Source organism: Caballeronia sp. GAFFF2, assembly GCF_023631485.1.
GTDB lineage: Bacteria > Pseudomonadota > Gammaproteobacteria > Burkholderiales > Burkholderiaceae > Caballeronia.
Window position 1 is genome coordinate 1 of sequence record NZ_JALQDA010000105.1, and the last position, 372, is coordinate 372.

General features: G+C 58.1%; 1 protein-coding gene. It reads right to left on the reverse strand.

Annotation, left to right across the window (positions count from 1 at the left end; all coding sequences use genetic code 11):
- Nucleotides 1-66: 66 nt before the first annotated feature.
- Nucleotides 67-372, reverse strand: a 306-nt coding sequence (locus tag NCT04_RS34320) for a hypothetical protein (RefSeq protein ID WP_250470290.1), incomplete at its 5' end; no start/stop codon positions are given.

A 372-nucleotide genomic window follows, 5' to 3' on the forward strand; every position in this document is an offset into this window, starting at 1 on the left:
CACGCCCGAGACTGCTTTCCACATGGAGACCACACTTGGTCTGCCTCATGGGTATTTCGATCAGCCTTACCCCGCTCTTTCGCCCGAACTCCTTCTTCGCTTGAAATCGCCTCTTGCGTTTGCCCGAGCGGACGACGACGCGGACAACGACGTCAAGACGCAGACGCCACCGCGGCGGCCGTCCCAGTCATACAAGACCAGCTGTTTGTTGCGGACGGTTCGTCCAAGGATGCAAAAATGCCATTGCAGAAAACGAAGAGCTCGCTCAGCAATGCGAAAGCCGGTCGAACTCAAGTCGCCAAGCAGCCAGCCGATAAAACTGCTGCAAAAGTCGCTTCCGGTCGACGCGTAGCAATCGAAGCGACGGCGCCC